Genomic DNA, 20980 nt, shown 5'->3' on the forward strand with positions numbered 1-20980 from the left:
GATTAAACATGACCCGTTCTGAAGACCTGTTTGAACAGGCCAAGAAAACCATCCCCGGCGGTGTGAACTCGCCAGTACGTGCCTTCAACGGTGTAGGCGGCTCTCCCCGCTTCATCGAAAAGGCCGACGGTGCCTATATCTATGATGCCGACGGCAAAGCCTATATCGACTATGTCGGTTCCTGGGGGCCTATGATCCTGGGTCACAACCATCCCAATATCCGCGAAGCGGTTCTCAAGGCGGTGGAGAACGGTCTGTCTTTCGGTGCACCTACCGAGCTGGAAGTGCAGATGGCAGAAAAAGTCATTGAGATGGTGCCTTCCATAGAACAGGTACGCATGGTGAGCTCTGGTACGGAAGCCACCATGAGCGCCATACGCCTGGCTCGGGGTTACACCAACAGAGACAAGATCCTCAAGTTCGAAGGCTGCTACCACGGCCATGCCGACTGTTTGCTGGTTAAGGCCGGCTCAGGTGCCCTGACTCTGGGTCAACCCAGCTCCCCAGGGATCCCTGCTGACTTCGCCAAGCACACCCTGACCGCTGTCTATAACGATCTGGATTCAGTCAAAGAGCTGTTCAGCCAGCATCCGCAGGATATCGCCTGTATCATACTCGAGCCGGTTGCCGGCAACATGAACTGTATCCCGCCGGTTGCAGGTTTCCTTGAAGGACTGCGTGAACTTTGCGATCAGTTCGGCGCCCTGTTGATCATCGACGAAGTGATGACTGGCTTCCGCGTCTCCAAGAGCGGTGCCCAAGGCCACTATGGCGTGACACCGGATCTGACCACTCTGGGTAAGGTGATCGGCGGCGGTATGCCGGTTGGTGCCTTCGGTGGCAAGAAAGAAGTCATGCAGTATATTGCCCCGACCGGCCCTGTGTACCAGGCCGGCACACTTTCGGGTAACCCTATCGCCATGACCGCAGGTCTGGCTCAACTGGAAGCCCTGTCCGAACCAGGCCTCTATGAAGAGCTGGCTGCCAAGACCAAGCGTATTGCCGAAGGCTTCAAGGCCGCAGCCGACAAGCATGGTATCCCCATGGCCATCAACTATGTTGGCGGCATGTTTGGTTTCTTCTTTACCGATGAAGAGAAGATCACCGGCTTTGAGCAGGTTACCAAGTGCAACATGGAGCAGTTCCGCGCCTTCTATCACGGCATGCTGGACGAAGGTATCTACCTGGCACCGAGCGCCTTTGAAGCAGGCTTCCTGTCCATGGCTCACGGCGAGCAAGAGCTGCAGGCGACTCTGGATGCAGCCGATCGTGTTCTGGCACGCATGAAGTAATCCGCAGATGGATTGAAAACGGGGCCTATACGGCCCCGTTTTTTATGCCCACTCCCGCCGGGTAGATTTCTCTGGCGTCCAGCTCAAATTCTGGTTGCTCAATTCCCCTTCCACAAATTTTCCATCCAGCGCCATACTCACAAGCCAATTAAGGCTGCACCATGGCTGTCACGCCAACTTGCCACCGGCCCGCTAGTCGACTGTCGCCTTTCGCTGCCAAACAGATCCAATCAGTACAAAACACCAAGATACAAAAAACAAACAGACCAAATAACTGGCTCGACCCGAAAGTCGACGGACACTTATCACAAAGTCTAAGAAAATGTGTTCCAGTTAACAGTTGCGTTATCCATGTCAGTGTGGTCTGATCCGCACGCGTTATCACAGCTCGATTAATTGAACCTTGATAGCCGACACAAAAACTGCCCACTTCCCCCAGGGCAGACGAACATAAAATCAGCAGTTGGAATTGCATTTATGCTCTATACCTTTCTTATCATACTGGCGGTGTTGGCACTGCTGAGTATCATTTTTGAAGAGGTGACTCACCTCAACAAAGCCAAAACGACTCTGTTTTTCGGTTGTATCTCCTGGATAGCTCTGTTCATGTCTGCCGGCGACCCCGGCCATGAAAAGCTGGTAGAGCATCAACTCAATGAAAACCTGCTGGAAATCGCGACGCTCTGGCTGTTTTTGATGTCGACCATGACCTTTGTGGCCTATCTCAACGCCAAGGGCATGATCCAGATAATAGTGCAGAAGCTGTTTCCGCAGCGGGTCAGCACCCGGATGCTGATGCTGCAGGTTGCGCTGTTTTCCCTGGTATTGTCGGCCATCTGTGACAACGTCACCGCCACCTTGGTCTCTCTTGGGCTGCTGACCACCTTCAAGCTCGACAAACAGATGCGTCGCCGGATGGCGGTATTGATTATCTTTGCCGTCAACTCAGGGGGAGTTTCTCTGATAACGGGTGACGTCACTACCCTGATGATCTTCCTCGGCGGCCATGTGCATATGTCAGAACTGCTGATGTTGGTGCTGCCGGCGGCATTCAGCGTGATGTTGCTGGCAATACTCTTCTCCCTCAATGCCAAGGGCGAGGTGTCCACCACACCTATTCGTCAAAGTTACGAGACAGTGGATGTGCTTATCGCCATCATCTTCTTCACCACCATATTGATGACCATGGCACTGAACATTCTGTTTGCCATTCCCCCCGTGCTAACCTTCCTCACCGGGTTATCAATCATGTTCCTGGTGGGCCACACCGCCCGCAACGACAAAGAAGAACTGCAGATCCTCGAGTATATCCGCCAAGTGGAATACGACACCCTGCTGTTCTTCCTCGGGATCCTCTTGTTGGTGGGTATGCTCAAAGAGATAGGCACGCTGGATCTTCTGGCCCAGGTCTACGCCCGTCACGACCCCAACATTTCCAACTTTGTCACTGGTATGGGATCGGCCATATTGGATAACGTGCCACTGACCGCGGCGCTTTTGAAAGCCGCACCTGAACTGACCACGCCTGAGTGGCTGGGCCTGACCTACGCAGTAGGTGTGGGTGGCTCTCTGCTGGTGATAGGTTCGGCGGCCGGGATCATCGCCATGAGCAAGGTCAAAGAGCTGACCTTTGTCTCTTACCTCAAGTATGTTCCGGCGCTGTTGCTGTGCTACTCTGTAGGCTACGCCCTGACACTGCTGCTGGGGAACTACTTCTACGGAGCTTGAGCTCTAAGGAAGGTGCGAACAGGTCCCATGCGTGCTCTGCGTCGGCTTACAGGCCTGGATGCAAGGCGTGGTTCGCAGCAAATGGCCTCAGTCCTTTGTAAGAAGCACAACAAAGCAGGCAGGCCTGTAAGCCACGCCCTTCGGGGCTTGCACAGCAACCGGCTCTCTGCGTTATCCGACTTTGACAGGCCCCGGCATGCCTTCAGTCAGATGCCTTGAACGCCAATTGCTGTGTAAGCCAGAGTGCCGCGAGGACTTATTCGCACCTTCCCTAAGATAAAAAAGCGCCTTAATGGCGCTTTTTTATGCTTGGTTCCAGCCGTTTTGGGTCGACTTAGATGGCCGGCACCCGGAACTTCTGCCCTTGAATTTCCAGCACCACATCCCTTGGACGTATCTCAACGATCTTCAGTTGACCCTTGATGCTGTCACCCTCCTGCAGTTCGGCACCCTCCACATTCAGCCAACGCTTGGAAGGCTCTGAGGCATATACGTGAGCACTGATCTCAAACTCAGGAACCTGCAATTGCAGCCCGGCCGGCAAGCCGCCGTAAGGAGGCACCTCTTCCTCAGTCTTGGGAATGGGATCCAATTCGGGAGGCGATACGGGTTTTTCCGCCGAGTGCCGGTGCTCCACATCGGCAAGCGCCGCCTGAAACTGAGCCACCAACTCATCCTGGCGGCGGCTCTCGGCACTGGATAGCCCCACATCCTCAGCCGCTTCATTAACCTGGCGCTTGAGAGACTCGAGCACCTCAAGCCCACGGCGATTGGGGTTGGCTCCCAGGATAATCGGCTCATCGTCAGCCGCCGGCATCTCCTGCGGCTGATTTACAGTTGCTGAGCCATCAGCCTGGAGTTGCGCAAACTGCAGCTCTTTAGCCGCTTCGGCCACACTGGCGGCCAATAAATCACTGCCAGTCGACGGTGCATTAACCGAAGCCGGACTCTGGCGGGCTGCAATTTCAGCTTCGCCGCTTTGGTTTATTGAACTCTGGTTTATTGAACTCTGGTTTATTGAGCCCTGGTTTACTGAACTTTGGTTTATGGTCGCCCTATTCTCAGCCTGAGAATTTTGAGGCCGCGTATTTTGCGACTGGATTGTCCGAGATTGAACAGCCTGAGTCTGAGGTATCGGCTGGGCCATAGGCAAGGCAACCTTACCGGCCAAACGTACTTCCGTTGCCCCCTGTTCAGCCACCTCAGCGGCTTGAGTCGGTTGCTTATATCCTTGAGACTCATCTTGTTGCCTGGCTTGCTGCTGCGAGGCTTGCCCCCCAACTGAAGATGTCTCGGGAGCCAGCGGCTTTTTATTGGTATCAAGCGAGTGCCAGCCCCAAGCCAAGGCGCCACCTGCCAGCACGGCCGCCACCAAGACGGCCAGCGGCTTGAGATAGCTACTTGCTGAAGATTGTCGGCGATATTGCGCCCTGGGGGTCAACACAGGATCCAGTTGTTCACCCATTTCCTGTTGCTTGGCCCGGGTCACGGCATCGAGAAGGATAGACATCAGCTCGCTCCTCCTGCGTGCAATCTGGGGCCTTGATGACTCAAGTACAGATTAAGCTGAACCAGAGTCTGGCTGCCGGCAATGCCGTCCGGTTTCAAGCCGTGGCGCCGCTGAAACTGTTGCAGTGACTGCTCCAGCTCGCTGTCGAAATAACTCATCAGCCTGGCCGGGCGTTCATCCACCTGCGCCAGGGTATTTTCCAGCCACTGCACCTGGGCCAAACCGGCACTTGGGCCTATCGCCTTGAGCGGATCCTTGGGGGCATCCCAGATGATTTCAAAAGTACCGCTGAAATGACGGTTGAACCAATCGACGCTGACCCAGAGTTGTTGTTCATTGAGTTGCAGCAACAACTGCTCACCATCTTTGGTCACCAGAGTGCCATAGAAAGGCTGCTGTTGTTCATCCTCCAGATAGACCACAGCGGGATAGTTGAGCCGCAGTAAGGAGTTGAGATTGCCCTGCTGCTGATAGCAGGCAAGCCCCTGCTGTTCGGCGGCCTGACAGGCACTGATGCCTGAATATGGCACCTTGTCCCAAAGGGCAAACAGGGCCGCAAAGGCGGTATCTATATTTCGGCTCTGATCTATGGCTTGCGTCAAGATCCGCTGCGCCCGGTTGACTGCGGGCTTGTCCGCAGCAGCTTGATTGACAGAAAGATGGTTAACAGCAGCTTTATTACCGGAAACCTGAGTCTGTTTGGCATCTGTCACTGACTGAAGTTGATGTCCGGACTGATCTTGGGCGACAGCCTGTTCGGGCTGAGCCAGGAAATAGTAACCACCGGCAAATGCCAGAAGCAGCATGGCGGCGGCAGAAGCCGGTAACCAATAATTACGCTGTTTGATTTTCTCTCCCAGCACCTCTTCGGCGGCAGTGGCCACCATTTTGGCATCGATAGGGGTTCGAGACTGACCATAACCCGCCATCAAGGCCCGCTCACACAAGAGGTTGATAAGCCTTGGAATACCACCACTGAATTTATGCAACGCCCGAATCGCGCCGCGGTTGAACAAGGGCTCGCTGCGCCCGGCCACCTGCAACCTGTGCTGCACATAGAAGCCCACCTCCTCTTCGGTGAGCGGCAACAGATGGTAACGGGCAGTGATTCGCTGCGCCAACTGCCGCAGTTCCTGGCGCTTGAGCAGTTGCTGCAGCTCGGGCTGACCTATGAGGATCACCTGCAGCAGTTTACGGGTATCTGTCTCCAGATTGGTAAGCAGGCGCAGTTGCTCAAGCACTTCGGCCCGCAGATGCTGGGCCTCATCTATGATCAGCACAGTGTTGCGCCCGGCCTGGTGGTTAGCCAACAGAAAACCACTGATATGATCGGTCAGCTGTTTGAGGGTGGGCCCCTCACCATAGGGAATTTTCAACTCATCACAGAGGGTAGCCAGCAGTTCAAGCTCGGTCAGAGATGGATTGAGGATAAAGGCGGTATCGGTATTTTCCGGCAGTTGCCGCAGCAGGCAGCGGGAAACCGTGGTTTTCCCGGTACCGACTTCACCTGTCAGCAGCACAAAGCCCCCCGTCTCCCCCAGGCCATAGGTCAAATGCGCCAACGCCTCCCTGTGCCTGTCACTGAGAAACAGATAACTGGGATTGGGCGCGATAGAAAACGGGTTATCGTTCAGTCCATAAAAGGCCTTGTACATAGGCACTGCCATCCTTCTTTGCTAGAGACAGCCCAGTTTAAGGCAAGGCCATAAATTGTAAAACCCCGGCCGCCATTTATGTGATGCACGGGAAAGTCCCCCACGGCCGGGTCTCATGTTATCCTGAGGCCATTACCAAAGCAGTCGATTATAAGGAATCCACAAGCGTGCAGATTTATCTGGTTGGTGGCGCAGTGCGTGACAAACTATTGGGCTTACCCGTCAAGGACAGGGATCATCTGGTGGTAGGCGCGACTCCGGAGCAGATGGCCTCACTGGGATACCGGCAGGTGGGCAAGGATTTTCCCGTGTTTCTGCACCCCAAAACCCAGGAGGAGTACGCCCTGGCCAGAACCGAGCGCAAGACAGGCCTGGGTTACGGCGGTTTCTCCTGCTATGCAGCGCCCGATGTCACCCTGGAAGAGGATCTGCTGCGGCGGGACTTGACCATTAACGCCATAGCCCAAGGTGAGGATGGCGAACTGCACGACCCCTACAACGGCCAAAAGGATATCGAGGCCCGGGTGCTGAGGCATGTCTCCCCCGCTTTCGTTGAAGACCCGCTGCGGGTACTCAGGGTGGCCCGTTTTGCCGCCCGCTTTGCCCCTCAGGGCTTCAGTATAGCGCCGGAAACCCTGGCTCTGATGCAGGAAATTGCCGCCGGCCCCGAGCTTGGCGCACTGACGCCTGAGCGGGTATGGCAGGAGCTGGATAAGGTGCTCGGCTGCGAGCAGCCCCAGGTGTTTTTTGAAGTACTGCGCCAGGTTAACGCCTTACAAGCACTGATGCCGGAAATCGATGCCCTGTTTGGTGTGCCGCAACCAGCCAAGTGGCATCCGGAAATTGATACCGGCCTTCACACCTTGATGGTACTGGAGCAAGCCGCACTATTAACCCGCGACAAAGCCGTGCGCTTTGCCGCGCTGGTGCACGATCTCGGTAAGGCACTGACCCCGGCCGACATGCTGCCCAAGCACCATGGCCACGGCCAGAAGGGACTTGAACCTATTCGAAACCTGTGCGAGCGGCTGCGAGTGCCTTCCGAGTATCGGGATCTGGCGTTGCTGGTCAGCGATCAGCATCAAAATATTCATAATCTGGCGGAGCTCAAGCCGGAAACCATAGTGAAAATCTTCGACAAAGCCGATTTCTGGCGCAAGCCCGAGCGTCTGGAGCAACTGGCGCTGGCCTGCGAGGCCGATGCCAGAGGCCGCAGCGGGCTTGAACAAGCCCCCTACCCGCAGGCGCAAGCATTGAGGCAGTTATTTGCTGTCGCCTCAGCCATAGATGTCAAACCCATAGTGGCAGCGGGACACAAGGGGCCGGCCATCAGAGAAGAGCTCAGTCGCCAGCGGATTGCCGCCGTACGTCAAGAAAAGCAACTGTTACTGAATTCCGCCGTTTCCTGATAGAAAGGCAAGATATTGACGGCAATATTTTCAGTTATGTTAAGAAAATGGCGAAAGAAACTGGCTATCTTCCCAAAGACTTGGCAATTCAATGAGTATTCGATAAGGTAAAGCGGCCTGTACGTGAATATTCGTAGCAAAATAAATTGACTATGACATAATTAGGCGGTGTCGGCTGTTTTACAGTCGAGCCATTAAAAATCCAACCTATCTAAAGGGATTTCTTCATGAACAAAAAAGTACTGATGATTGCTGGCGTAGCAATGACTGCTCTGCTGGGTGGCTGTGCCAACACCACTGCTCTGGAAGAAAGCGTTGCTAACCTGGGCAACAAAGTTGATCAATTATCAGCCGAAGTTAGCTCTCTGAAAGCAGAGCAAGGCAAACTGTCTGCTGACGTTAAAGATGCCAAAGCTGCTGCTATGGACGCTCAGTCTGAAGCTAAGCGTGCTAACGACCGCTTGGACAACGTTGCTTCTCGTTACAAGAAGTAATTCAGTCCCGGATCGGCAACACCAAGGTGTTGCCGATTTGCTTTTCGCTAAAACCTATAGTGACTTCCAGTCAGTCCTGACCCAAATTCCAGCCAAAACCTTCACTTTTCAGCCTAAACCCGAGGCTCAAACTCAGTTCCGTTTAATCACCAACACACGGTAATCCAGCTCCAGCCCCTTAACTGCTCGAGTAGCAAGCGCACGCTTCTGTTTTTCGCTGGCGCGCCAGGCATAAGGAGTGGTTTCCAAAAGCGTCAACGCCTGCTCACCGCTCACATCCAGAGAAAAACTCAAGCTCTCGGTTTCCAGCACAGTCAACTCGGCCGGCAGGCTGATACTGAACTCCCGCTGCTTGAGATCCGCGTTTAATTGCTCACGCAACTGCCATAAGTGTCTGGGCCCGGGTGCCAACATCACAAGATGTGCCCCAGGCTTCATCACCCTGGGGATCTCCTTGCCCTTGAGCTGACCATCGAGCAGAGTCACCAGTGAAAACTGCGCATCTTCAAAGGGCAAGCGTTTGGCAACACTGAGAAATACCTGCGCCGTCGGCAAGGCTTTGGCAGCGGCGAAGGCGGCATTTTGCGCATCACAGATAAGCAGACGTTGCAGTTCATCCGGCAGTTGCAGCATCTGCTGCAAGGCGCCGTCTCCGGCGTTGGGATCAAGTACAGCGTCACAGTTTTCGGCGAGCCTGGCCAGCTTAAGATTAAGCGCCTGATGCAAAGGCGCCATCAACTCAGACTGCAGCAGAAAACGCCGGGCCCGCAACGCCTGGCGCGACAAGGCATGTACCGCCGCGCTCTTGGGCTTGGCCAGCAGCCAATAACCGTCTTCCTGGCGATCGAAGTGATGTTTGTTGGCGCAGTAAAAACCTCTGGATGCCTGATGTTGCTTGAGTTCACTCTGGCAAACCGGGCACTGAAATTGCGCTGAATTCATCTTAGCTCCACAGAAAGATAAAGCCGCATAGAAGCGCACCCAGCGCCAGACGGTAGAGCACGAAAGGCAGCATGCCCATCTTGCTGATAATCTTCAAAAACAGGTGGATACAGGTATAAGCCGCCACAAAAGAGAGCACTACGCCCAGTATCAAGGCCTGCCAGTCAATCACATGCCCGCCGTCGAGCAGATCTTTGCCCATCAGCAGCGCCGCCCCCAGGATCACAGGAATCGACATCAAAAAAGAGAAACGCGCCGCCGCCTCACGGTTTAGCCCCAGCATCAGGGCCGCCGTCATGGTGATCCCCGAGCGACTGGTGCCGGGAATAAGTGCCAAAGCTTGGGCAAAACCTATCATCAATGCCTTGCGCCAGCCGGTTTGATACTCAGTGAGCTCAAGCCGTGCCATCTTATCCGACCACCAGAGCAGCAAACCGAATACCACAGTAGTGATGGCAATAACGCCTGGCCCCCGCAGATAGGTTTCAACCAGATCTTTGGCCACAAAACCAAAAACGACCGCGGGTATGGTGGCCAGAATAATCCACCAGGCCAGTTTGCTCTCGGCACTGTGGTTACCCTTGAATATGCTGCCAAACCAGGCGTTCAGCATAGCGATGATTTCAGTACGGAAGTAGAGCACCACCGCCAGTAATGAGCCTATGTGCACCGCCACATCGAAGGCCAGCCCCTGATCTTCCCACCCCAGTAATTGGGAGGGCAAAATAAGGTGCGCCGAGCTGGAGATAGGTAAAAATTCAGTCAGGCCCTGGATCAGGGCAAGGATGATGACCTGTATTGTGTCCATAATTGTCCTTTAAAAATCAGGCCGACAGGCCCCAATCGAAAGCGATAGGCCAGAGTTTCTGGCTGGCCTTGTCATATTCCTGCCACAACACTTGGTAGCTGAGTTGTGCCAGTGGATGCTTGGTTTGCGGCGCCAGTTCAGCCAGTGGCCAAAGCACAAAGGCATTGGTCAGGATCTCGGCTCGGGGCAAAACTACCGGCTGGTGGCAGACCCGGTCATCATAGAGCAGCAGATCCAAGTCCAAGGTGCGCGGAGCAAACTTTTTCGCCCCGGGAATACGCCCATGACGCAGCTCTATATCCTTGAAGCAGGCCACCACTTCGGCAATACCGAGCGAGGTATGAGCGCCCACTACCATGTTGAGAAAATTACTGCCCTTGAATCCCACTGATTCACTCTCGTAAACCGATGACAGCTGCAGCTCACCAAACGCAGCGTGCAGCTCTTTGATAGCTGCACGCAGATAATGTTCCGGGTCGATATTGCTGCCCAGACTGATGTAGATATGTGCCATATTGCCGTTAGATACCACGCTCGATTTCAACACCGACCGCTTTGGCCGAAGGAACGGCGCCGGGCTTCATCACCCGCACCTTGACCCAAGGCACTGAAAATTCACTCATCAGGCAATGGGCTATCATCTCGGCCACGGTTTCAATCAACTCAATGGGCTTTTCGGTGATCAGGGCAGTGAGGCGCTTGCTGACGGTTTCATAACAGAGCGCCTGGCTGTAATCATCACTGTCGGCGGCGGCTCTGTTATCCCAGGCCATATCCAGATCGATAAGCAGTGTCTGGTGTACCTGTTTCTCCCACTCATAGATCCCGATAACCGTTTCTATCTGTAATTCCCGTATCAGCACTCTGTCCATAAAATCCCCCTTAGCAGCTGCCGGGCCTGAGGTCAGATAAGCTATCGGCAATAAAACCGCTATAATCCGCCCCGTTCCGGAGATATTCACTGTAGCCCCTTTCTACCTGGCCCGATCTTAAGTAGGATAAGGCATTGAAGGACAAGATGAACCCGAGATTTTTAACCGCCAGCTGACGGTAAAGATTTTCACCTTGGGTTATCCGGGCAAGGGCTGCATATTTCAGTGTGCGCGATAATACCTTAAGACGAGTAAGGAAACCAATTTGAGTACCATGGTACTGACCCCAATTATGATTGTGGCCGCTTACCTGCTCGGCTCTATCTCCAGTGCCGTGCTGGTGTGCCGCCTCAAGGGCCTGCCGGATCCCAGAGGCAAGGGTTCGGGCAACCCGGGCGCCACCAACGTGTTGCGCATCGGCGGCACTTGGGCCGCAGCCATGGTGTTTTTCTTCGATATGCTCAAGGGTGCCCTGCCCACTTATACCGCTTATCTGATGGGAATAGATGCCATCTGGCTCGGGGTGATAGCCATTGCCGCTTGTCTGGGGCACATATACCCGATTTTCTTCGGCTTCAAGGGCGGCAAAGGCGTTGCCACAGCACTCGGTGCCATGGCGCCCATAGGTGAAGGCTTGGCGCTGTGTTTGATGGGCACCTGGTTATTGGTGGTATTGCTGACCCGCTATTCATCACTGGCGGCTTTGGTAACGGCGCTCTTGGCGCCTGTATATACCTGGTGGCTGGATGACAGATTTACCCTGCCGGTGGCCATGCTATCGACGCTGATCATTATCCGCCACAAGGATAATATTCGCCGTCTGCTCAAGGGAGAAGAGTCCAAGATGTCGCGCTCAAAGCGCACTAAATAGGGCCAAAGGCTGCCAGCTTTTAAAGCAGCTATCAAAAAGTAAAAGGCGCCAATGGCGCCTTTTACTTTTCAGGTATTACAGATGGTGGGTTAGCCGGGCTTCAGGAAATCGCTTCCAGGGTATCCAGCGGCCAACGTGGCTGCCCTTTCACCGCAAGCGGCTCACGCTCGCCGGCCTTGAGGCGCTGCAAGCCAGCGTAGGCTATCATGGCACCGTTATCCGTGCAGAACTCGCCTCTTGGGTAGAAAACCTTGCCACCACGACTTTGCATCAACTCGGCCAGTGAGTTTCTCAGACGGGTGTTGGCGCTGACGCCACCGGCAATGACCAAGCGTTTAAAGCCGGTTTGCTCCAGTGCTCGGCGGCACTTGATGACCATGGTATCGACCACGGCTTCTTCAAAGGCCCGGGCGATATTGGCGCGGGTCTGCTCATCATCCGGTTCGGCGGCTATAGTATTGGCGGCGTAGGTTTTCAGTCCTGAGAAACTAAAATCCAATCCCGGTCTGTCGGTCATTGGCCGGGGAAACTTATAGCCGGCCTTTTCCCCTTTGGCGGCGAGCTTGGCCAGTCTTGGACCACCTGGATAATCCAGCCCCATCAGTTTGGCTGTCTTGTCGAAGGCTTCACCGGCCGCATCGTCTATGGATTCACCCAAGACTTCATAGCGACCTATGCCTTCCACCTTCACCAGCATGGAGTGACCACCTGAAACCAAAAGTGCCACAAAGGGAAATTCAGGCGCATCCTCTTCCAGCATGGGCGCCAACAGATGCCCTTCCATATGATGAACACCTACTGCGGGCTTATTCCAGGCAAATGCCAGAGAACGGCCGACGCAGGCGCCCACCAAAAGCGCACCAATCAGGCCAGGGCCCTTGGTGTAGGCGATGCCGTCGAGATCTTCGATACGGGTATCGGCCTTGGCCAGCGCCTCACGGATCAGCGGCACTATTTTGCGCACATGATCCCTTGATGCCAGCTCAGGCACCACGCCACCATAGTCGGCATGTAACTTAACCTGACTGTAGAGAGCATGGGACAACAACCCCTGCTCTTCGTCGTAAACCGCTATTCCTGTCTCATCACAGGATGTTTCAATACCTAAAACCCGCATCTATGAAATCTTTCCGCCTGAAAAGGGGCGCCAATTCTACCCCTAACCAAGAGATTTCTCCAGTTGTAGGCTAAAGTGAATTTACTTTAGGGACTTTACATCCAGTGCCAGTCGGTTTAAAATTCCGCACCATTTTAAATACACTTGGGTCAAGTGATTGACTCAATACAAACTTACACCTAAGGGGTGATGGCGTATGCCAATTATTAAAGTACGTGAAAACGAACCATTCGACGTAGCTCTGCGTCGTTTCAAGCGCTCTTGTGAAAAAGCCGGTATCCTGGCCGACGTGCGTGCTCGTGAGTTCTACGAGAAGCCAACTACTGCTCGTAAGCGTGCAAAAGCTGCTGCAGTTAAGCGTCTGGCCAAGAAGCTTTCTCGCGAAAACGCACGTCGCGTACGTTTATACTAATTCCTTATGAGCCTGATAGATAAGCTAAAAGACCAAATGAAACAAGCCTTGGTGGCCAAAGAGAAGGTCCGCCTTGGTACGATTCGTATGGCATTAGCTGCCATCAAACAGATTGAAGTGGACACCCGCGAAACTCTGAATGATGAGCAGATAATAGCTGTCTTGACCAAAATGGTGAAACAACGCCGTGATGCCATTGCCCAATATGAGGCAGCGGGTCGTCCGGAGTTGGCAGAAGCGGAAGCAGCAGAGATTCAAGTTATTGAAACTTTCCTGCCCCAGCCTCTGAGCGAAAGCGAAATCGCTGCGCTGATTGATGCCGCTATCCAAGATAGCGGTGCCAGCACCATGGCGGATATGGGCAAAGTAATGGGAGCGTTGAAATCCAAAGTTCAGGGTCGTGCAGACATGGGTGCCATCAGTGCCCAGATCCGTGCCAAACTGCAATAAGCGGGTTTCCACGTATGAACAAGCCGTGCTTCTGCGCGGCTTGTTTGTTTACATCGGTCAAGGGTGCATGACTCAGTCTGATGGCTATACCTCGTGATTTTATCAATGAGCTGATTGCTCGCACAGACATAGTTGATCTTATCGATCACAAGGTACCCCTTAAAAAAGCGGGTAAGAATTATTCTGCCTGTTGCCCTTTCCACAGTGAAAAATCACCCTCTTTCACCGTCAGCAGAGACAAACAGTTTTACCACTGCTTCGGCTGTGGTGCCCATGGCAATGCCATTGACTTCATCATGGAGTATGACCGTCTCGAGTTCCTCGATGCCATTGAGGAGCTGGCAAGCCAACTGGGGCTGGAAGTGCCGCGGGAGAACAATCCCAACCGTCGTCGCGACGAAGGGCTCAGCCGCGATCTCTACCAGTTGATGGAAGAGGCCAACAGGTTTTATCAAAGCCAGCTCAGGCAACACCAGGACAAACAGAAGGTGTTGGACTATCTGGCCTTTCGTGGGTTATCGGACCAGGTTGTCGAGCGCTTCGGCATAGGGTTCGCCCCCGACGGCTGGGACGGTTTACTGAGCCGTTACCGCTCGCAGCAAGAGTCGCAGGACAAGCTGCTGACTGCGGGGATGATCATCAGCAACGACAACGGCAAGCGTTATGACCGCTTCCGTGACAGATTGATGTTCCCGATCCGCGATAGGCGCGGCCGGGTGATTGCCTTTGGTGGCAGGGTGTTGGGAGATGGTACCCCCAAATACTTGAATTCTCCGGAAACGCCCATATTTCATAAGGGTAATGAGCTTTACGGTCTGTATGAGCTGAAGCAGGCCCACAGAGAACCCCGGCAAGTGCTGATTGTCGAAGGTTATATGGACGTAGTGGCGCTGGCTCAATTTGGGGTCGATTATGCGGTAGCCTCTCTGGGCACCTCGACCACAGCCGAACAGTTTCAGTTGTTGCTGCGCAGCGCTAAAGAGGTGGTTTGCTGCTACGACGGCGATAACGCCGGTAAAGAAGCCGCCTGGCGCGCACTGGAAACCGCCCTGCCACTGCTGAAGCCCGGCGATACAGTGCGCTTTATGTTTTTGCCCCAGGGGGAAGATCCCGACTCCATGGTGCGCAAGACAGGCAAAGAAGCCTTCGAAGCTTTGATAGATGAAGCGCAAACACTGACAGGGTTTCTGTTCGATACCCTGACCACTAAATACGGGACAGACAAGGGCAACCTGGCGAAGCAGGCCATAGCCCTGATTGAAAAGATTCAAGACACTGTGCTGCAAAATCTGTTGCTCGAAGACCTGTCACACAGGCTCGGCATGAACAGCGCAGATGATCTGAAGAAAAAGCTGGGATTCAAGGGCCCCCAAGGGGTTGCCCCCACCCGGCATAAAGCGCTTAAGGGCCGGGGTACACCGCTGCGACTCGCCGTCGCCTTGCTGGTACAACACCCACAGTTGGGGCTGAATTTGATCCCCCAACCGGCTCTCAAGCATTTACAGATGGCCGGCATAGACTTGCTGGTCGAATTACTGGATTTGACTCGTGCCCAGAAGATGAACAGCGCACAACTACTTGAGCAATTCAGGGATACGGACGAATTTTCCGCCCTGAGAAAACTGGCCCAATGGGAGCATCAAGTGGCGGATGAAAACCTGGAGCAAGAGTTCAAAAAATCCCTGGTATGGCTGAATAATCAATACATTGAGCAGCGCTATCAGGAATTAAGTCTGAAACAGACCCATACTAAAGAAGAGAAAATACAGCTTAAGAAGCTAATCGCGGCCATGAAAAGCCGCCAATGAGCTCTCTCAATTTATGGGTCCGGTCGCCGGACTAGCACAGGGATGCGCACATGGCTATAATTGACGATTTGTGCGGCAAGAGCCCAAGGCCGCTGCCCATCGTTGTAACAGTTACCCAACTTGGATGATATCTATGGATCAAACTCCGCAGTCGCAACTTAAACTGTTGCTCGCCAAAGGCAAAGAGCAAGGTTACCTAACCTATGCAGAAGTGAATGACCACTTGCCTGCAGATATGGTCGATTCCGACCAGATCGAAGATATTATCCAGATGATAAATGACATGGGTATCCGAGTGTTTGAAGAAGCACCGGATGTCGATGACATTATGATGTCGGAAGACAGCACGGATGAAGATGCCGCCGAGGAAGCCGCCGCCGCCCTGGCCTCAGTCGAGAGCGAGCTGGGCCGCACCACAGACCCAGTGCGTATGTATATGCGCGAAATGGGCACAGTGGAACTGCTGACCCGCGAAGGCGAAATTCAGATCGCCAAGCGTATCGAAGAAGGCATCAACACGGTACAGAGCTCAGTCGCCGAGTACCCACAGGCGATCGCCATGATCCTCGAACAGTTTGATCAGTTCGAGGCCGAAGAGATCCGCCTGTCCGACATTATCTCTGGATTTGTCAATCCCGACGAAGACGATGTAGGCCCAAGCGCCACCCATATTGGTTCTGAATTGTCCGATGATGATCTGGATGATGAAGATGATATGGACGACGATGACGAAGATGACGACAGCGATTCCGAAGATGAAGGCTCCAAAGGCCCGGATCCGGAAGAAGCCCGTGAGCGTTTCGGCCAACTGCGTGCCGTCTATGAAAACTCACTGAAGCTCATCGAACTCAAGGGGCGCGATCACCCCGAGTCAGTCGCGGCTCTGTTCCACATCGGCGAAATTTTCAAAGAGTTCCGCCTGGTGCCCAAGCAGTTTGACCGTCTGGTCAAGAGCATGCGCAGCATGATGGACAAAGTGCGGGTTCAGGAACGCCTGATCCTCAAGCTTTGTGTTGAACAGGCCAAAATGCCGAAGAAGAACTTTGTTAAGCTCTTCACCGGCAACGAAACCGATATCAGCTGGTTCAACGCCGAGATGAACTCCGGCAAGCCATACGCCGAAGGCCTGAAAATGGTCGAGGAAGACGTGCTGCGTTGCCGCGCCAAGCTGGAAGCCATCGAAGCCGAAACCGGCCTGTCTATCGCCTCAATCAAAGACATCAACCGCCGCATGAGCATAGGTGAAGCCAAGGCTCGCCGTGCCAAGAAGGAAATGGTTGAAGCCAACTTGCGTCTGGTTATTTCTATCGCCAAGAAATACACCAACCGTGGCCTGCAGTTCCTGGATCTGATCCAGGAAGGCAACATAGGCCTGATGAAGGCTGTAGACAAGTTTGAATACCGTCGTGGATATAAGTTCTCTACCTATGCTACCTGGTGGATCCGTCAGGCCATTACCCGCTCCATCGCGGACCAGGCCCGTACCATACGTATCCCGGTACACATGATAGAAACCATCAACAAGCTCAACCGTATCTCGCGGCAGATGCTGCAGGAAATGGGACGCGAGCCTTCTCCGGAAGAGCTGGCCGAGCGGATGATGATGCCGGAAGACAAGATCCGCAAAGTGCTGAAAATCGCCAAAGAGCCTATCTCCATGGAGACCCCTATCGGGGACGATGAAGATTCGCATCTGGGGGATTTCATTGAGGATACTACCCTCGAGTTGCCACTGGACAGCGCCACCAGCGAAAGTCTCAAGAGTGCCACTCATGAAGTGCTGGCAGGCCTAACAGCCCGCGAAGCCAAGGTCCTCAGAATGCGTTTTGGTATCGACATGAACACTGACCACACCCTGGAAGAAGTGGGCAAGCAGTTCGACGTTACCCGTGAACGTATTCGTCAGATTGAGGCCAAGGCACTGCGTAAGCTGCGTCACCCGAGCCGCTCGGAAATCCTCAAGTCCTTCCTGGACGAGTAAACAAGCTTTTGTACAAAAACCCCGCTACGCGGGGTTTTTTATTGTCGTTATGCCTCGAGTCTGATTAACAGATAACCACTTGAAAGCAATGACATCAATAATGCGCAAAACACGGGTGACAAGCACGATTAAACTTCGTATACTCTGTCCCGCTTCTGGTGATGACGATTACCTTAAGCTGGCCCCTTAGCTCAGTTGGTTAGAGCACACGACTCATAATCGTTAGGTCCCCAGTTCGAGTCTGGGAGGGGCCACCACTTTTTCGAAGGCTTAGCTAACTCAATTTAGCTAAGCCTTTGTTGTTTCTGGGATATAGCCTTTATCACTATCCTTTCCTCTCTCTTCCCATCGATAAATGCCTTATAGTTGACTACTCGTCACCAACTGTAAAACCGAATATGGATATTCTCGATAAGTACGAACTAAAAGAGTGGTGGAACACAGCACTAACGCCTGCTCAACGTGACCAAATCTCACGCGACTATCAGCCAATGGGTTACCCGTCTGGCGCACGTTATCTCTATGCAAAGCTGGTTGGCAAATCGTATTGTGAAACAGATAAGTGCTGTTTTCTGGATGTGTTGGCATGTGTAGCTAAAGATGATGCTAAAGACATCATTAGGGACAAAACCGAGCAAGCAGTTAAAGAGGCTCTTAGCCAGCCAAGGAAAAATTACAAAGACATTCATTTAGCACTAACTGGCTTAATTAAACATCACTACCGCCTTCGACAGAATCCAGCGCACTACAACAAAGCAAAAGAGCTTTGTTTGCTACAAATATCCATTTCACGCCAAGCTGCGAGTGCTTTCAAAAAGCCGCCTAAACCACATGGCATGAACATGAAGAAATTTGAGGAACTGTTAGGCCATACACCTGTTGGCTATGACACTCCGCAAATGATGCCTTCTCATCTTGGCTATAAACAACTGGCGATAATTCTTGAAAAGGAAGGGGAGCTTGAAAGTGCTCTTGAACTTACAGAGAAGGCTTTAAAACAAGGCTGGACGAATGATTCGGACAAATGCATCACCAAACTAACGGTAAAGCTAGACAAACGAAAATAATCCTTTTTATAGAGTATGATAACCCGCGTTAAAGGTGCCAAAAAACGCCGCTAGTGATGTCCAAAACTCAAGATTATCACCATAAAATACCAGGAACCTCTAAAATACCCCTTAATCATCATTGGATTACTGTTTAGTTGTGGTGAGCTAATGCCACATAATCCAGACGAAATTGGTGTCTACATTAAGTGTAAAGACGCTGTATCAATAGTCGGAGGCTAACTAACGCGATATTAAAGTTAGGTATCCTCATTTTTATTCCTTTCCATTTTATTCGCCATTAAGGTTAAGTATCTTCATTTTTCAATGGCAATAAAAAATTTTCTCACCTTGGTAGAATACTTTTCCAGACTCAAAAAAATACATGCGCTCCTTAGCGACTCCACAAGTGTCAACATTGATGACACCATTACCTACACCCCGTGTATCAATAAAATATTCCGACATATGAGGATTGCGAAGCCGATAAATATTGAACCCATCATCTAAAACACCGCTACAAGACAAAATACCTTTATAATCATCTTTTCTATCTTCAAATGAACCTGTATCTCCATGCGAGAAAAATACATCTACAAATTCATCACTATCAACATAAACTACATATACACGATCAACTTCTTCTATATCCTTCCCATCACCACTTGCTGCATATGCATTTAAGCAAGAAAAAATCAATGGCGTAAAAAAATCTGAAGTTGACTTGCTTTCAATTGCCACACAAGCAAATTGATTCAAAAGAACAACAATTAGTAACAAGAAGCGCATGACTATAACACCTTGTTGGGTAGTGTATCCAACAGTATTCGCTCACCTTCTGAGAGACTATCGCCCTTGAGGAACTTTGCCGCCACAGGATTGCCACTAAAGAGCCCTGTCCAACGTTCAATGACTTCAAATGGCGACAACGATTGTTGCGTAGCAAGGTCGATTTTGAGCACCAAATGGTAGTGATTACTCATGACCGCATAAGCGCAAACGTCGATGCAGAATATTGACGACAACTGCCTGATTTTATCCACTATCCAGCCACGCCTATGTTCGTAACTGCGCCCCGACAGTGCATCTTCACCACACAAAAACGCCCTTCGGACGCAACGGTTAATCACGTGGTAAAAGGGCGTACTTTCAGCATCTATCAACTGGCGACGGGCTGTGGTCATAACCAACCTTGACTGAGCTTTGATGGGTATTTCAAAGCCTAGTCAAGGCTGTGCGAAACATCAAAAAGATCTGGCTGTCCTGTTTTCACTTATTAAAATGCACAAAAATGTTCCCAGCACTCTGCCATTAGAATAAGCATATCAAATTCAGCTAAAATAAGCCTCCTGCCCTAACTAACATACATGCTATTCAGCGATCATTTACTACATCGACCTTTCTTTGCCATGTCAAGCTTAGTTACAACTTCCTTCCCTTTTTTATCTTCAACATGCTCTAGACCAGCACCACCAACAAAAACCCCGAGTTTTATATACTGTTTTATGAAATAGTTTCTGCCAGTCTCTGTCTCTAGTACTAAGTCGTTAGGAGAAAATTCAGACTCCGTGGATATTGTGTGCTTCTGCCCTCCCTTAACTTCATGATAGAAGAAAATGTTAGGGGCTGTTTCGCCAATACAGTCACCGTCAACAAAAACATCTTTCTTCAGCGCTCCACCTAGATTGCCATGCCGATATATATACAGACCGGCATGCCCATCAGAAGGAGTAGTAAACTGTTTAGCTTTATTTGTAACTTCAGTACTTTCAGTAGGTACAGAAGCACATCCAGCAAACAGCATAGACACACAAAAAATCAATAACAGCTTAAATTTCATTCTACACCTCAAAAGACAACTAATTACCTAAAACTAAATCATAATGGTTTACTTCATAGTGTATCGTATTCCCACCGGATAAAAATACACCGTATACTCCTTTCTCCCTGAATCATCTATAAATGGCAGATTAATAGTGAAGTATCCATCATCTCCGACAAAATTGATATTCATAGCAACTAATTCACCACAGAGTATATCAGGGTCTACTATTAGCACTCCGACTTTGACCAGACTTAAGCCAGTCTCTCGATAGGGCAACTCGATACGCTCCCCTTGATAAAAATCAGAGAAAGCCTCTTCGGAATCAGAATATCTACAAACCAATACCCCTTCCTTCCCTTTCTCCAAACTTGGGTAACGTTTCTTCTCTAGGAATCGAAGGGGAGTCTTTCTGCCGGTTCGATACTGGTCCAACACCATATTTTGTACATCCAGAGAAATCCCTGCTTTTCGTGATGTTATAAAAATCTCTATGTTAATATCATCCAGATAGTCAATACCCGTTTTCTTTCGTGGATGATTATATATACCAGGGATCATGAACTTAACTTGCACACCATTATCAAAACTAAGTACCGGGCTGGTGATCGGAGAGTCGTAGCCGGTATCTATTGGCCCTAAGTACTCCTCCGTATCAACCCTGTTCAGGCCATAAGCGGTATGAGTATCATAGACATAATAGGCACATCCTTGTAACCAATAGCCCATAAGAAAACACATAGTCAGAAATATATTTCGCATT

The 20980-nt window shown here is 51.7% G+C and carries 20 protein-coding genes, 1 tRNA gene and 1 pseudogene; 11 read left to right on the plus strand and 11 right to left on the minus strand.

Annotated features, from left to right (window positions below):
- The first annotated feature begins 8 nt into the window (after positions 1 to 8).
- Both hemL and nhaD read left to right on the plus strand, forming a co-directional pair.
- Positions 9 to 1292 (plus strand): glutamate-1-semialdehyde 2,1-aminomutase, encoded by a 1284-nt coding sequence (gene hemL / locus ACWAU4_RS16235; RefSeq protein WP_208124987.1) that lies wholly within the window; start codon positions 9 to 11, stop codon positions 1290 to 1292.
- Positions 1293 to 1769: 477 nt separating this feature from the next.
- A complete protein-coding gene (gene nhaD / locus ACWAU4_RS16240; RefSeq protein WP_045283525.1) occupies positions 1770 to 3020 on the plus strand; it encodes a sodium:proton antiporter NhaD in 1251 nt (416 codons plus the stop codon).
- A gap of 334 nt (positions 3021 to 3354) precedes the next feature.
- Here nhaD and ACWAU4_RS16245 read toward each other — a convergent pair whose 3' ends face one another.
- Together ACWAU4_RS16245 and ACWAU4_RS16250 are read right to left on the minus strand one after the other, a co-directional pair.
- Positions 3355 to 4530: a general secretion pathway protein GspB gene (locus ACWAU4_RS16245; RefSeq protein ID WP_243756791.1), complete on the minus strand. Its 1176-nt coding sequence runs from the start codon at positions 4528 to 4530 to the stop codon at positions 3355 to 3357.
- Positions 4530 to 6185 (minus strand): ExeA family protein, encoded by a 1656-nt coding sequence (locus ACWAU4_RS16250; protein ID WP_144132559.1) that lies wholly within the window; start codon positions 6183 to 6185, stop codon positions 4530 to 4532. The genes ACWAU4_RS16245 and ACWAU4_RS16250 overlap by 1 nt, the downstream gene beginning before the upstream one ends.
- A gap of 167 nt (positions 6186 to 6352) precedes the next feature.
- On the opposite strand from ACWAU4_RS16250, the gene ACWAU4_RS16255 reads away from it, so the two are divergent.
- The gene (locus ACWAU4_RS16255; protein WP_101059501.1) at positions 6353 to 7594 is read left to right on the plus strand and encodes a multifunctional CCA addition/repair protein; all 1242 of its coding nucleotides are present in this window, start codon (positions 6353 to 6355) and stop codon (positions 7592 to 7594) included.
- A gap of 227 nt (positions 7595 to 7821) precedes the next feature.
- Entirely contained in the window at positions 7822 to 8088 is a 267-nt protein-coding gene (locus ACWAU4_RS16260) for an Lpp/OprI family alanine-zipper lipoprotein (RefSeq protein ID WP_025010519.1), read from the plus strand.
- Between the two features lie 132 nt (positions 8089 to 8220).
- On the opposite strand, the gene ACWAU4_RS16265 is transcribed toward ACWAU4_RS16260, so the two are convergent.
- The 4 genes from ACWAU4_RS16265 to folB are packed head-to-tail and all read right to left on the minus strand — an operon-like array spanning position 8221 to position 10710.
- Positions 8221 to 9030 (minus strand): putative RNA methyltransferase, encoded by an 810-nt coding sequence (locus ACWAU4_RS16265; RefSeq protein ID WP_025887815.1) that lies wholly within the window; start codon positions 9028 to 9030, stop codon positions 8221 to 8223.
- A 1-nt stretch (position 9031) separates the two neighbouring features.
- The gene (locus ACWAU4_RS16270) at positions 9032 to 9838 is read right to left on the minus strand and encodes an undecaprenyl-diphosphate phosphatase (protein ID WP_101059502.1); all 807 of its coding nucleotides are present in this window, start codon (positions 9836 to 9838) and stop codon (positions 9032 to 9034) included.
- Between the two features lie 16 nt (positions 9839 to 9854).
- Complete coding sequence (gene folK / locus ACWAU4_RS16275; RefSeq protein WP_208124988.1) at positions 9855 to 10352, minus strand: 2-amino-4-hydroxy-6-hydroxymethyldihydropteridine diphosphokinase; 498 nt, start codon at positions 10350 to 10352, stop codon at positions 9855 to 9857.
- A gap of 7 nt (positions 10353 to 10359) precedes the next feature.
- Positions 10360 to 10710, minus strand: a complete 351-nt coding sequence (gene folB, locus ACWAU4_RS16280; RefSeq protein ID WP_025010515.1) for a dihydroneopterin aldolase — start codon at positions 10708 to 10710, stop codon at positions 10360 to 10362.
- Positions 10711 to 10984: 274 nt separating this feature from the next.
- Between folB and plsY the strand changes: the two genes are divergently transcribed.
- A complete protein-coding gene (gene plsY / locus ACWAU4_RS16285) occupies positions 10985 to 11581 on the plus strand; it encodes a glycerol-3-phosphate 1-O-acyltransferase PlsY (protein ID WP_371873721.1) in 597 nt (198 codons plus the stop codon).
- Between the two features lie 100 nt (positions 11582 to 11681).
- On the opposite strand, the gene tsaD is transcribed toward plsY, so the two are convergent.
- Complete coding sequence (gene tsaD / locus ACWAU4_RS16290; protein ID WP_045283522.1) at positions 11682 to 12698, minus strand: tRNA (adenosine(37)-N6)-threonylcarbamoyltransferase complex transferase subunit TsaD; 1017 nt, start codon at positions 12696 to 12698, stop codon at positions 11682 to 11684.
- A 196-nt stretch (positions 12699 to 12894) separates the two neighbouring features.
- On the opposite strand from tsaD, the gene rpsU reads away from it, so the two are divergent.
- The 6 genes from rpsU (at position 12895) to ACWAU4_RS16320 (ending at position 18416) form a co-directional block, all read left to right on the plus strand.
- Positions 12895 to 13110 (plus strand): 30S ribosomal protein S21, encoded by a 216-nt coding sequence (gene rpsU, locus ACWAU4_RS16295; RefSeq protein ID WP_006080725.1) that lies wholly within the window; start codon positions 12895 to 12897, stop codon positions 13108 to 13110.
- A gap of 6 nt (positions 13111 to 13116) precedes the next feature.
- A complete protein-coding gene (locus tag ACWAU4_RS16300) occupies positions 13117 to 13560 on the plus strand; it encodes a GatB/YqeY domain-containing protein (protein ID WP_025010513.1) in 444 nt (147 codons plus the stop codon).
- Between the two features lie 80 nt (positions 13561 to 13640).
- Entirely contained in the window at positions 13641 to 15368 is a 1728-nt protein-coding gene (dnaG, locus tag ACWAU4_RS16305; protein WP_071238292.1) for a DNA primase, read from the plus strand.
- Between the two features lie 133 nt (positions 15369 to 15501).
- A complete protein-coding gene (gene rpoD, locus ACWAU4_RS16310; protein ID WP_101059504.1) occupies positions 15502 to 17349 on the plus strand; it encodes an RNA polymerase sigma factor RpoD in 1848 nt (615 codons plus the stop codon).
- A 180-nt stretch (positions 17350 to 17529) separates the two neighbouring features.
- Positions 17530 to 17606, plus strand: a tRNA-Ile gene (locus tag ACWAU4_RS16315).
- A gap of 141 nt (positions 17607 to 17747) precedes the next feature.
- Entirely contained in the window at positions 17748 to 18416 is a 669-nt protein-coding gene (locus ACWAU4_RS16320; RefSeq protein WP_025010512.1) for a hypothetical protein, read from the plus strand.
- Positions 18417 to 18719: 303 nt separating this feature from the next.
- On the opposite strand, the gene ACWAU4_RS16325 is transcribed toward ACWAU4_RS16320, so the two are convergent.
- The 4 genes and pseudogenes from ACWAU4_RS16325 to ACWAU4_RS16340 all read right to left on the minus strand — a co-directional run bounded on the left by ACWAU4_RS16325 (position 18720) and on the right by ACWAU4_RS16340 (position 20979).
- Positions 18720 to 19184, minus strand: coding sequence for a hypothetical protein (locus tag ACWAU4_RS16325; protein ID WP_054744327.1), 465 nt, complete (start codon positions 19182 to 19184; stop codon positions 18720 to 18722).
- A gap of 154 nt (positions 19185 to 19338) precedes the next feature.
- Positions 19339 to 19579 (minus strand): annotated as a pseudogene (locus ACWAU4_RS16330) (transposase); the annotation flags it as partial.
- 197 nt (positions 19580 to 19776) lie between these two features.
- The gene (locus ACWAU4_RS16335; protein ID WP_025011861.1) at positions 19777 to 20235 is read right to left on the minus strand and encodes a DUF2846 domain-containing protein; all 459 of its coding nucleotides are present in this window, start codon (positions 20233 to 20235) and stop codon (positions 19777 to 19779) included.
- Between the two features lie 48 nt (positions 20236 to 20283).
- Positions 20284 to 20979, minus strand: a complete 696-nt coding sequence (locus ACWAU4_RS16340; protein ID WP_025011862.1) for a hypothetical protein — start codon at positions 20977 to 20979, stop codon at positions 20284 to 20286.
- Position 20980 lies beyond the last annotated feature (1 nt).

The sequence above is a fragment of the Shewanella sp. FeAMO genome, from assembly GCF_053653955.1.

Excerpts from the sequence above, each read along its gene's own strand:
- hemL (WP_208124987.1), top strand. The coding sequence starts at position 9 with ATGACCCGTTCTGAAGACCTGTTTGAACAGGCCAAGAAAACCATCCCC.
- nhaD (WP_045283525.1), top strand. The coding sequence starts at position 1,770 with ATGCTCTATACCTTTCTTATCATACTGGCGGTGTTGGCACTGCTGAGT.
- ACWAU4_RS16245 (WP_243756791.1), bottom strand. The coding sequence starts at position 4,530 with ATGTCTATCCTTCTCGATGCCGTGACCCGGGCCAAGCAACAGGAAATG.
- ACWAU4_RS16250 (WP_144132559.1), bottom strand. The coding sequence starts at position 6,185 with ATGTACAAGGCCTTTTATGGACTGAACGATAACCCGTTTTCTATCGCG.
- ACWAU4_RS16260 (WP_025010519.1), top strand. The coding sequence starts at position 7,822 with ATGAACAAAAAAGTACTGATGATTGCTGGCGTAGCAATGACTGCTCTG.
- ACWAU4_RS16265 (WP_025887815.1), bottom strand. The coding sequence starts at position 9,030 with ATGAATTCAGCGCAATTTCAGTGCCCGGTTTGCCAGAGTGAACTCAAG.
- ACWAU4_RS16270 (WP_101059502.1), bottom strand. The coding sequence starts at position 9,838 with ATGGACACAATACAGGTCATCATCCTTGCCCTGATCCAGGGCCTGACT.
- folK (WP_208124988.1), bottom strand. The coding sequence starts at position 10,352 with ATGGCACATATCTACATCAGTCTGGGCAGCAATATCGACCCGGAACAT.
- folB (WP_025010515.1), bottom strand. The coding sequence starts at position 10,710 with ATGGACAGAGTGCTGATACGGGAATTACAGATAGAAACGGTTATCGGG.
- plsY (WP_371873721.1), top strand. The coding sequence starts at position 10,985 with ATGGTACTGACCCCAATTATGATTGTGGCCGCTTACCTGCTCGGCTCT.
- tsaD (WP_045283522.1), bottom strand. The coding sequence starts at position 12,698 with ATGCGGGTTTTAGGTATTGAAACATCCTGTGATGAGACAGGAATAGCG.
- rpsU (WP_006080725.1), top strand. The coding sequence starts at position 12,895 with ATGCCAATTATTAAAGTACGTGAAAACGAACCATTCGACGTAGCTCTG.
- ACWAU4_RS16300 (WP_025010513.1), top strand. The coding sequence starts at position 13,117 with ATGAGCCTGATAGATAAGCTAAAAGACCAAATGAAACAAGCCTTGGTG.
- dnaG (WP_071238292.1), top strand. The coding sequence starts at position 13,641 with ATGGCTATACCTCGTGATTTTATCAATGAGCTGATTGCTCGCACAGAC.
- rpoD (WP_101059504.1), top strand. The coding sequence starts at position 15,502 with ATGGATCAAACTCCGCAGTCGCAACTTAAACTGTTGCTCGCCAAAGGC.
- ACWAU4_RS16320 (WP_025010512.1), top strand. The coding sequence starts at position 17,748 with ATGGATATTCTCGATAAGTACGAACTAAAAGAGTGGTGGAACACAGCA.
- ACWAU4_RS16325 (WP_054744327.1), bottom strand. The coding sequence starts at position 19,184 with ATGCGCTTCTTGTTACTAATTGTTGTTCTTTTGAATCAATTTGCTTGT.
- ACWAU4_RS16335 (WP_025011861.1), bottom strand. The coding sequence starts at position 20,235 with ATGAAATTTAAGCTGTTATTGATTTTTTGTGTGTCTATGCTGTTTGCT.
- ACWAU4_RS16340 (WP_025011862.1), bottom strand. The coding sequence starts at position 20,979 with ATGCGAAATATATTTCTGACTATGTGTTTTCTTATGGGCTATTGGTTA.